Source organism: Enterovirga sp. (genome assembly GCF_028290205.1).
Classification (GTDB): Bacteria; Pseudomonadota; Alphaproteobacteria; order Rhizobiales; family Beijerinckiaceae; genus Enterovirga.
Genome location: NZ_JAQGKF010000171.1, coordinates 1 through 10,816, shown reverse-complemented (window position 1 = coordinate 10,816; position 10,816 = coordinate 1). Strand labels below are relative to the sequence as shown.

Below are 10,816 nucleotides of genomic sequence, written 5' to 3'. Positions count from 1 at the left end.
CCGGGTCGCCGGGCAGGGTGCTTCGGCCCGGCGACCCGGTCGTGGCGCCCTGCGCTGTGTGGGGCGCGATTCAGGGGTTGCGCAGAGAGTGGATTGCGCGGCATGCGGATTGCGAAGTTGCCCAGGGCGGGCCGACGGTGCCGGCTTTCTGAGGATCAATCGGTTTTGAGACGCGTACCATGACGACGACGATCAAGACGGCCATCGTGACCGGAGGAGGCCGCGGCATCGGCCTGGCCACGGCCGTCGCTCTCGCGGCCAAGGGTTTCAGCATCGGGCTCGCCGACCTGCCGGGCGCTGAGTTGGACGCGGCGGTGGAGCAGATCCGCAGCAGCGGCGCCGAGGCGGTGGCCCTGCCGGGCGACGTCAGCGATTTCGCCGGGGTCGCGCGGAGCGCCAAGTTCTTCCTGGAGCGGTTCGGCCGCGTCGACGTGCTGGTCAACAACGCCGGGGTCTCGCAGCCGAAGGGCCTGCTCGAGATCACCGAAGCCGAGTGGGACAGCACGCTCGCGATCAACCTGAAGGGCTGCTTCAACTGGTGCCGCAACGTCGCGCCCGCGATGGTGGAGGCGGGCCGGGGCCGGATCGTCAACATCTCGTCCGTGAGCGCCACGACGGGCGGCGCTAAATCCGCGGTCAGCAAGTTTGCCTATTGCTCGGCCAAGGCCGGCATCCTGGGCATGACCCGGGCGCTCGCCAAGGAACTCGCCCCGCACGTGGCCGTCAGCGCCATCTGCCCGGGATCGGTGGAAACCGCGCTCACCCGAAACCTGATCGAGGCCAACCGGCAGCCGATCATCGACACCATCCCGCTCGGGCGCATCGGCACCCCTGAGGACATCGCGGTCGTGGTGGCCTTCCTGGCCACGGTCGAGCCGAATTTCATCACCGGAGAAATCATCGATGTCGACGGCGGTCAGTGGATCAACTGACGCCGTGCCCATGGCGTCGCAACGGCGGGTGAGGGATGTGTCACGGCTGATGCCGTTGGCCCTCCTGGCCCCCGGAATCGTGGTGATCGGCCTCGGCCTCGTGTGGCCGATCGCCGCCATGCTGGCGGTCTCGCTCCAGGACAAGTTCCCGGATGCGACGCGCGTCACCCTCGAGCATTACGGGACCGTCCTGTCGGACCCGTATTTCCTGCGCATCATCGGCCGCACCTTCGCGCTCGCGACCGTCGTGACCGTGATCGCCGCCCTGGTCGGCTATCCGGTGGCCTGGTACCTGGCCCGCTCCAACTCGCGCTGGAAGCACCTGGTCTTCCTGGGCGTGATCGCCCCCCTGATGGTGAGCATCATCGTCCGGATGATTGGCTGGACCATCATCCTGGGCAACGAGGGCTTGATCAACGCCGTCCTGCGCGCTCTGGGCGCGATCGATGAGCCTCTCCGGCTGATGCAGGGCTTCTGGAGCGTGGTGCTCGGGCTCGTGCACATCCTCCTGCCCTTCATGATCCTGTCCATTGCGGCCGTGCTCGGAAAGATCGACCGCAGCTATGCCGAGGCGGCCAACATCCTGGGCGCGAACCCGGTGCGGACCTTTCTGTCCGTGACGCTGCCGCTTTCCGTCCAGGGCATCGCGTCGGGCTCGGTGATCGTGTTCTGCATCTCGGTCGGCGTGTTCGTCACGCCGATCATGCTCGGTCGGGGACAGGTTGCCGTCCTGGCCATCACCATTCAGGAGCAGATGGTGGTGCTGGTCGACTGGCCGACCGGCGCCGCCGCCGCCATGGTGCTGACCGCCGGCACGCTGGTCGTGCTCGGCCTCTACGGCATGTTCATCCGCCGTCACGCCCGTCGCTGAGAGTTTTCACGTGACCGCTTCTCCCCCGCGCCCCGGCGAGCGCCTTCTGGCCGGCTATGTCGGCCTCGTGCTTCTGTTCCTGGCGCTTCCCGTCCTGATCGTCATCCCGCTGGCCTTCAGCACCGACGCGTCGCTGATCTTTCCGCCGCGCGGCTTCTCGCTGAAATGGTTCGCCAACATCCTCGAGCGCCCGGAATTCGCGAGCGCCTTCCGGGTCAGCGCCACGGTCGCCGTGGTGGCCACGTCGATCTCGCTCGTGGTCGGCACGCTCGCGGCGCTCGCCTTCGTGCGCTACCGCTTCCCGGGCCGGGACACGCTGCTGCTGGTGTTCATGACGCCGCTGATCTTCCCGGCCATCGTGCTGGCGGCAGCGCTGGCCCTCGTGCTCAGCCCGCTCGGGCTGCTCCGCTCCATCGCCGGCCTCGTCTGCGCCCACGTGGTGCTGACCTTGCCCTACATGCTGCGCACCGCCATCGCGACCCTGTCGGAGATCGACAGGAGCCTGGAGGAGGCGGCCCAGACCCTCGGCGCGAACCGCTGGCGCACCTTTCGGCACGTCACGCTGCCGCTGCTGCGGCCGGGGCTGCTCGCCGGGATCACCTTCTCGCTCATCATCTCCTTCGACGAGTTCACGGTGTCGATGTTCCTGGTCGGGCCGGGCCTGATGACCCTCCCGCTCGAGATGTACAATTACAGCGAGTTCACGCTTGATCCGACGCTGGCCGCCATCTCCACGATCCTGCTCGGCCTCACGACGATCGCCATCGTCGTGATCGAGAAGCTCGTCGGCCTCGGCCGCCAGTTCTCCTGACCTACGCCGCGCAGAAAGGGACAGACCATGAGCCACGATGATCTCCTGAGGGCCTTCGACGGCCATGCAACCCGGCGGCGAATCCTGCAGACGCTGCTTGCAGCGGGCGCGGGCGGCACGTCGCTGTTCCAGTTCGCCGAGGCCTTGGCCCAGGCGAGCGCGGGCGACGTGTCCAAGCTCACGATCCTGTCGCAGCCCGGCCTCGTGCCGGAGATCCTGCGCGACGTGACGCTGCCGCTGTTCAAGAAGGAAAAGCCCGCGACCGAGGTGACCTTCGAGATCGCGTCCAACGCGGTGGGCTATCCCAAGATGCTGGCGCAGCGGGCGAACCCGGTCGTCAGCGGCGCCATGGTCAACGACCTGTTCGCGCAGCGCGGCAACGCCGACAAGATGTGGGCGAAGTTCGACCCGGCCTTCGTGCCCAACGCCAAGGCCCTGCCGGACGGCCTGGCCACCCCGGGCGGGTTCGGCATCCCGTTCCACCTGTCGCCCTATGGCATCATGTACAACCCGGACAAGGTGGAAGAGCCGAAGTCCTGGGCCGACCTCTGGAACCCGAAATACAAGGGTCGGGTCTCGATGTGGGACGCCTATTACGACGCGTACATCATGGCGGCCGTCACGACCGGCAAGGGGCCGAGCGTCGAGGAGGGCATCAAGGCCTGGGCTCCGCACAAGGAGAATATCGGCGCCTGGGTGAACTCGCCCACCGCCGAGGAGGACCTGATCCATCGGGGAGAGATGTGGCTCGCGCCGCATTGGGGCTCCTGGACCGCCATGGCGAAGTCGCAGGGCAAAAACGTCGCCTTCACGATCCCGAAGGAGGGCGCCGTGCAGTGGACGGGGCACATGCAGGTCTGCGCCGGCTTCTCGCCGGCCGTCAGCGAGCTGACGCAGCGCTACCTCAACACCTGGCTGTCCGACGAATGCCAGCTCGCCTGGATCGAGCGCGGCTTCTACTCGCCCGCCAGTTCGCGGGTCGAGATCCCGGCCGCCCTCAAGGGCAACCCGGCGATCATCAGCGCCAAGGATGCCGTGACCCGGCTGGTTCAGCCCGATTTCGTCAAGCTCGGCGCCGAGATGGCGAAGCTGAAGATGCTGATCGACCGCACTCTCAAAGGCTGATTACGTTCGCATGGTTGACCAGATCCGGGGCGAGCCGGTCGGCGTCGAGCTGACCAGGGTCGCCAAGTCCTATGGCGCCGTTCCTGCGGTGCGCGGCGTCTCGCTGGCGATCGAGCCGGGCGAGATCGTGAGCCTGCTCGGCCCTTCGGGCTGCGGCAAGACCACGACGCTGCGCATCGTGGCGGGCCTCGAACGGCCGGATGCGGGTGAAATCCGCATCGGCCGGGCTCTCGTGAACACCCTGCCGCCGTGGAAACGGAACATCGGCATGGTGTTCCAGAGCTATGCCCTGTTCCCGCACATGACCGTGGCCGAGAACGTGGCCTTCGGCCTGCGCATGCGCGGCGTGGCGGGCGCCACCATGGACCAGGAGGTCGCGGCGGCGCTGGCCCAGGTGCGGCTCGGCGGCTTCGGCGAGCGCCGCCCCTCCGAGCTGTCCGGCGGCCAGCGTCAGCGCGTCGCGCTGGCCCGGGCCATCGTCACGCGCCCGAGCGTGCTGCTGCTCGACGAGCCGCTGGCCGCGCTCGACCGGCAGCTGCGCGAGTCGATGCAGATCGAGATCCGGGAGATCCAGCGCGCCGTCGGCATCACGGCCATCTTCGTCACCCACGACCAGGAGGAGGCGCTCACGCTCTCCGACCGGGTGGTGGTGATGGAGGACGGCCGCATCGTGCAGAGCGGCACACCGGCCGAGATCTACGAGCGCCCGCGGACCCGGTTCGTGTCCGATTTCGTCGGGTTCTCGAACGTCCTCGACGGCCGCGTGGCGGAAGGTGGCCGGGAGCTCGGCACGGTGACCCTGACGGCCGGCCGGTTGGTTCCGGTCTCGCTGGCGCCCGACATCGCGCCGGGCGACGAGGTGGACGTGGTCGTCCGACCTGAGAAGGTCTGGGTGGCGGCCGCGCACGAGGCGGTGCCGACCGCCGGGCATGCCTTTCCGGGCACCATCACCCACAGCGTCTATATGGGCGCGCTCACCTATCACCACGTCGCTGTCGAGGGCGTGGGCAGGGTGGTCGCCATGGTGCCGAATGTCGAGCCGGCCACCAGCGGCACCCTCGCGGTCGGCAGTGCGGTGCTGGTCGGCTGGCGCCCGGAGAGCGCGCTCGCGTTCCGGCGCAACGACCCAGGGGCGCGCGCCGCCTCCTGACCCGCGCGCGAGCGCCTCAACTCTCAAAAACACTGGAAGGGAGCCCATGAGCCGGGCGGGAACTACGTATGAGATCGGCATCGACACCGGGGGCACCTTCACGGACATGGTCTGCCGCGGCAGCGACGGCAGCGTGCGGCTGAAGAAGGTCCCGAGCACCCGGAGCAATCCGTCTGCCGCGATCCTGTCGGCTCTCGCCTTCGCGCAATCCGAATGGGGCGTCGCCTCGGCCGACGTGACCCTGTTCGCGCACGGCACCACGGTGGCGACCAATGCCGTGCTCGAGCGCCGCGGCGCCCGCACCGGCATCATCACCACCGCGGGCTTCCGGGACGTGCTGGAGAACGGCCGGCAGAGCCGGCGGGACATGTACGACCTGGCGCTGCGGGCCCAGCCGCCTGTGTACCTCGCCCCCCGCCGCGACCGCAAGGAGGTGCGCGAGCGCCTCGACGGCACCGGCCAGGTGGTCGTGCCGCTGGACGAGGCGGACGTGCGCCGCGCGGTCGCGGAATTGGTCGAGGCCGGAATCGAGGCGATCGCCGTCTGCCTGCTGTTCTCCTTCCTGGATCCGACCCACGAGAAGCGCATTGCGGCGATCATCGGCGAGATGGCGCCCGACATGCCGGTGTCCCTGTCACACGAGGTCGATCCGGCCTTCCGCGAATACGAGCGCACCTGCGTCACGGCGTTCGACGCCTATGTGAAGCCGGTGGTCGCCCGCTACCTGGCCGATGTGGAGGCCGGGCTCCTGCGCAGCGGCATCCACATTCCGCTGCAGGTCATGCAGTCGCGCGGCGGCCTCGCCTCGGCGCCCATCGCCGGGCGGCGGCCCGTGCGGCTGTTCCTGTCCGGCCCGGCCGGCGGCGTGATCGGCGGCCTGGATGTCGGCATGGCCGCCGGCCACCGCGACCTCATCACGGTGGATATCGGCGGCACCTCCTGCGACATCGCGCTGATCACCGACGGCCGGCCGCTGATCCGCACCGAGGGGCTGATCGACGGCTTCACCGTGCGGGTGCCGATGGTGGACGTCACCGCGGTCGGCTCGGGCGGCGGCAGCATCGCCTGGATGGATGCGGCCGGCTCGCTCAAGGTCGGCCCGCAATCGGCCGGCTCCGAACCGGGCCCGGCCTGCTATGGCCGCGGCGGCACCGCCCCGACCGTCACGGACGCGTCCCTGGTGCTCGGCTATATCGACCCGGCGAGCTTCGCGGGCGGGGCGCTCGGCCTCCGGCCGGAGCTCTCCGCTGCGGCGATCCGGGACACCGTGGCCCGGCCGCTCGGGCTCTCCGACGAGGACGCGGCCCTCGGCATCCACCGCGTGGTCAACACGCAGATGGCCGAATCCATCCGCCTCGTGTCCATCGGCCGCGGCATCGATCCGCGCCGCTACGCGCTTCTGCCGCTCGGCGGCGGCGGGCCGATGCACGCCACGGCGCTGGCCGAGGAACTGGGCATCGACACCATCATCGTGCCGCCCAATCCGGGGGTCCTGGCGGCCGCCGGGCTCCTCGGCGCGCCGATCGAGCACGAAGTCTCGGCCGCCTTTCCGCGGCGCCTCGCCGACGTCGCCCTGCCCGAGCTGACGGACGCGTTCGCGGGCGTCGAGGCCCGCTGCCGCGAGCTGATCACCGCCGAGGGCGTGCCCGAGGCGCGCGTCCAGACCGCCTATGCGCTCGACCTCTGCTACGTGGGCCAGTCCTACCACATCGAGGTGCCCTTCGATCCGGCCGCGGCCGAGCCCTTGCAGCGCGCCTACGAGGACTTCCTGGACGCGCATGACCGCATCTACGGACACCGCATCGCGCACCCGGCCAAGATCGTGAACCTGCGCGTCGTGCAGCGGGCGCCGAGCTCCGGCGGCGTGCCCATGCGGGCCGCCGAGACCGGCACGCCGCCGGCGCCGGGCCGCCGCATGATCCGGGTGCGCCAGCACGCCCAGCGCGTCGAGGCCGCGATCTGGCAGCGCGAGGCGATCGGACCCGACACCCAGATCCGAGGCCCGGCCATCATCGACCAGGCCGACACCACGACGCTGGTGGAGCCCGGCTGGACCGCCCGCCTCGCCGAGGGCGGGGCCTTGTTGATCGAAAGGGAGACCGCCGCGTGACTTCAGGCACCCCGTCCAGCCTCGACCCCATCACGGTCGAGGTCACGCGCCACAAGCTCGACGGCATCGCCAACGAGATGCAGTCGACGCTGCTGCGCAGCTCGTTCTCGCCGATCGTCAAGGAGGGCCTGGACGCCTCGGCCGGCCTGTTCACGGCCGGCGGCGCGACCCTGGCCCAGGCCTGCGCCATCCCGATCCACCTCGCCACCCTGATCCCGGGCGTCGAGACCGCGATGAAGACCTGGCCGGCCGAGACCATGCGGCCGGGCGACATCTACGCCCTGAACGATCCCTATCTGGGCGGCACCCACCTTCCTGACATCATGGTGATCCAGCCCGTGTTCCACGGCGGGCGCATCATCGCGTTCAGCGCGGCCATCACCCACCACCAGGACATGGGCGGGCTGAGCGCCGGTTCGGTGCCGACGCACGCGACCGAGATCTTCCAGGAAGGGCTGCGGATCCCGCCGCTCAAGCTCTATGACGCCGGCGTGCTCAACGAGACGCTGGTGGCGATGATCCGGCAGAACGTCCGCATCCCGGACACCGTGATGGGCGACGTCTTCGCCCAGGTCGCCGCGACCCATGTCGGCGCGCGGCGGCTGTGCGAACTGGCCGATCGCCTCGGCACGGAGACCGCCACGGCGATCTTCGACGAGCTGCTCGACCTGTCGGAGCGGATGACGCGCCGATCGCTGGCCGAGATCCCGCCCGGCACCTACCGCTATGTCGACGTTCTCGACAACGACGGCATCGACCTCAACAAGCCGATCCGCATCGAAGTGGCCGTGACGGTGCGGGACCAGAGCATTCATCTGGATTTCACTGGCACCAGCCCGCAGGTGCGCGGGCCGCTCAACTGCGTTCCGTCCGGCACGCTGGCGGCGGCCTGTTTCGCGGTCCGGGCCGTGACCGACCCGAAGATCCCGACCAATGGCGGCTGCTTCCGGCCGATCTCGCTGCACCTGCCGGAAGGCAGCCTGCTCAACCCCAAGGAGCCGGCGGCCGTGAACGCCCGCACGGCCACCATCAAGCGGGTGGCCGGGTCGATCCTGGCGGCGCTGGCCGAGGTGCTGCCGGACCGGGTGCCGGCCGCGTCCTCGGGCGAGATGGTGATGCTGGCGCTGGGCGGTCGCACGCCCTCCGGCGCGGCCTTCGTGACGGCGGACCAGATCGCCGGCGGCAGCGGCGCCTCGCGCTATCTGGACGGGGTCGACGTGATCGAGACCGACGCCACCAATGGCATGAACCTGCCGGCGGAGGCGCTGGAGCTGGAATCGCCGATCCGGCTGCTCCAGGTCGCGCTGCGGCCGGGCTCCGGCGGGGCTGGCGAGCATCGGGGCGGGCTCGGCACCATCCGGGAATTCGAGATGCTGACGGACGAGATCAGCATGTCCTACAGGGGCGAGCGGCATTTCAGCCAGCCGCGCGGCCTGTTCGGCGGCGAGGACGGCCAATCCGCCCGCGCCGTGGTGATCCGGGCCGACGGCACGCAGGAGCCGATTCCGTCCAAGATCGTGTCGACCCTGCACCGCGGTGACCGGCTGCTGATCGAGACGGCGGGCGGAGCCGGCTACAATCCGCCGGCCGGTCGCGCCGCCGCGGCAACCGCCGCCGACCTGGCCGACGGCAAGGTGCTGGCCGCCGGCTGACGGCGCGGCCGGCACGGCCCAACCGAAAAAGGGGGCGACCGCGGGCCGCCCCCTTCAGGGGAGATCAGTGATACCAGCGCCGCGAAGGCCCTGCTGACCTCCCCCTCTGCTTAGCACGAGTGGGTTGACGAATTCTGCCCGGCCGGCCGACCCCCGGTTGCATGGCTGCCAGGATCGGAGCTTCGGGCTCTCCTGGCGCGCGCTCAGCCGCGCGTGTGCTCCTCGGCCCGAGCGCCCCCAGCCCACCTGCGGACCTCTTGGACAAAGGTGCGAGGGGAACAAGCCGCAGGGCCAGCGCTCGAACTGCTACGCTATCCCGCGGCAGGGCACGGCGAGGAGACGGCGAAGCGCCGTTCCCGGTGACGCTGCGGAGGGAACGTCCTGATGGAGATCGGTCGGCTGCTGCCCATCGAGCCCCGAACAGTCTGGCGGCACGAGGCGCTCGACTTCACGCCGTGGCTGGCAGGCCAGCTCGACCGTCTCGGTGAGGCCATCAACGAAGATCTCGAGCTCCTCGGCTCGGAGCAGGCCGTGGGCCCGTTCTCGGCCGACATCGTCGCCCGCAACAAACGCGGCGAAACGGTGCTCATCGAGAATCAGCTGGAGAAAACGGACCATTCTCATCTCGGCCAGCTCATGACCTACCTGGCCGGGCTCGAGGCCAAGACCATCATTTGGGTGAGCACCAGGTTCCAGGCGGAGCATGTCTCGGCGATGCAGTGGTTGAACGACCACACGCCACCGGACTTCCGGTTCTTTGCCGTCGAGCTCCGCGTGGTCCGTATCGGGGACAGCCCGGTTGCGCCCATCTTCGACGTCGTCGTGCGGCCGAACGATTTCGAGCGCGACCTCAAGCTCCGCAAAGCCGAGGCGGAAGCAACCTCCGACAGCCGGCATCGGGACTTCTGGGCGCTGTACATGCAACGCCACCCTGGGGATGAGGCGATCGGCATGAAGGTCAGCAAGGGCACCAATCAGTGGCTGCGTGTCGCCGGCAACGTCACTGTTGGCACGTGGTTGGCCAAGGGCTGCGGCGTGTATGTCCGGGGCCAGGCCTCCGTGCCGATCGCCGCCGTCGTCGAGCAATTGGCCCCCTACCGAGAGCGACTGGAGGCACAGATCGGCGCGCCGCTCCGGGACGGGAACAGCGACTGGCTCCTCGTGCGCGAAGGCCCTCTGATCGGTGATCCGTCCAAGTGGCCCGAGGCGGCAGACTGGCTGCACAGGCAGGTGCAGACGCATTTCGGCACCCTCAGGGAGGTGCTGGCGTCTGCTCCGGCCGGAACGGTGGCTGGGCCCGCTCTCTGACGGCGGCCGGCCCTGGGCATTCGGCGGCCGTCCAAAGGAATGGGCGGCGCCGCCCGGTCAGCGCCCGCGATCCCGAGGCAATGGCCTTCTGGGGACAGATCGTTCGTTGCAGGCGTCCTCGGCCGTGTTGCAGTTGCGGACGCAGGCTGACGTGAGAGGAGGGTTCCTCGCCGCGCAGAAGTTCAGGCAGCGGTTATAGCGGTTCCGGCAAGCCTGGGTCGCTGCATAGGCAGGATCTCCGAACGCGTCGCACAGAATGGCTGACGCGAACGCCAGGGCGAAGAGGACAAGACGGACTCGCATGGCGGCTTCCGACTTCGGCCGGGGCGGCTTGCTGCAACTTGCGCGCGCGGCGCTCGATTAGCAAGCGAGCATTCGAGAGCGCAGGAGCACCCGCTCCCCCTCCCGAAACACGGGGGATGCCGCAGCTCGCGGCCGGCCTGGCTGGCCCGGGGTACAGCCTGCCCGGCGACCGCGACTGACCTGAACGAAGTTGCCGCGCGGGGGGACAGCAGAAGCTGTGAGGTCGCCTGCCTCAATTACTGTCTCAGGCCTCGCGTGCGTGAAGTCGGCTTTCGGCCGCTTCACCCCGACAAGGGTCACGCCGCATTCGCTGCTCAGGGCGGACTTTTCCAGAGTTTTGCCAACCGCCTCAAGAGGCGATCTTGTTTTTAGAGTGGCAAAGCCGTCCTCGAACTCGAAAACGTCGATCATCTTGCCAGTCACCAGATGAGCGACACGCTGGCCCATTGCGGCCTCAGGCGACACGATATGGCGAGACCCGGTGCGGTCCAGCATGCACCTGTGATCGACGGTGATCGCCTTCGCTCATATGAGACGCCAAGCTCTGACCGCGC

The 10,816-nt window shown here is 69.3% G+C and carries 8 protein-coding genes; all 8 read left to right on the top strand.

The features are described from left to right. Positions 1-179 precede the first annotated feature (179 nt). The 8 genes from JWR86_RS12505 (at position 180) to JWR86_RS12470 (ending at position 9,959) form a co-directional block, all read left to right on the top strand. Complete coding sequence (locus tag JWR86_RS12505) at positions 180-932, top strand: SDR family NAD(P)-dependent oxidoreductase (RefSeq protein ID WP_299565900.1); 753 nt, start codon at positions 180-182, stop codon at positions 930-932. A 49-nt stretch (positions 933-981) separates the two neighbouring features. Beyond that, positions 982-1,803 (top strand): ABC transporter permease, encoded by an 822-nt coding sequence (locus tag JWR86_RS12500; RefSeq protein ID WP_299565896.1) that lies wholly within the window; start codon positions 982-984, stop codon positions 1,801-1,803. Positions 1,804-1,813: 10 nt separating this feature from the next. Then, entirely contained in the window at positions 1,814-2,614 is an 801-nt protein-coding gene (locus JWR86_RS12495; RefSeq protein WP_299565893.1) for an ABC transporter permease, read from the top strand. Positions 2,615-2,641: 27 nt separating this feature from the next. After that, complete coding sequence (locus JWR86_RS12490) at positions 2,642-3,739, top strand: extracellular solute-binding protein (RefSeq protein ID WP_299565890.1); 1,098 nt, start codon at positions 2,642-2,644, stop codon at positions 3,737-3,739. A gap of 10 nt (positions 3,740-3,749) precedes the next feature. After that, positions 3,750-4,889, top strand: a complete 1,140-nt coding sequence (locus tag JWR86_RS12485; RefSeq protein ID WP_299565887.1) for an ABC transporter ATP-binding protein — start codon at positions 3,750-3,752, stop codon at positions 4,887-4,889. A 46-nt stretch (positions 4,890-4,935) separates the two neighbouring features. Further along, on the top strand, positions 4,936-6,999 hold the full coding sequence (locus JWR86_RS12480; protein ID WP_299565884.1) for a hydantoinase/oxoprolinase family protein: 2,064 nt from the start codon (positions 4,936-4,938) through the stop codon (positions 6,997-6,999). Then, complete coding sequence (locus tag JWR86_RS12475; RefSeq protein ID WP_299565881.1) at positions 6,996-8,651, top strand: hydantoinase B/oxoprolinase family protein; 1,656 nt, start codon at positions 6,996-6,998, stop codon at positions 8,649-8,651. The genes JWR86_RS12480 and JWR86_RS12475 overlap by 4 nt, the downstream gene beginning before the upstream one ends. Positions 8,652-9,035: 384 nt before the next feature. Next, positions 9,036-9,959: a hypothetical protein gene (locus tag JWR86_RS12470; protein WP_299565879.1), complete on the top strand. Its 924-nt coding sequence runs from the start codon at positions 9,036-9,038 to the stop codon at positions 9,957-9,959. The last annotated feature ends 857 nt before the right edge of the window (positions 9,960-10,816 follow it).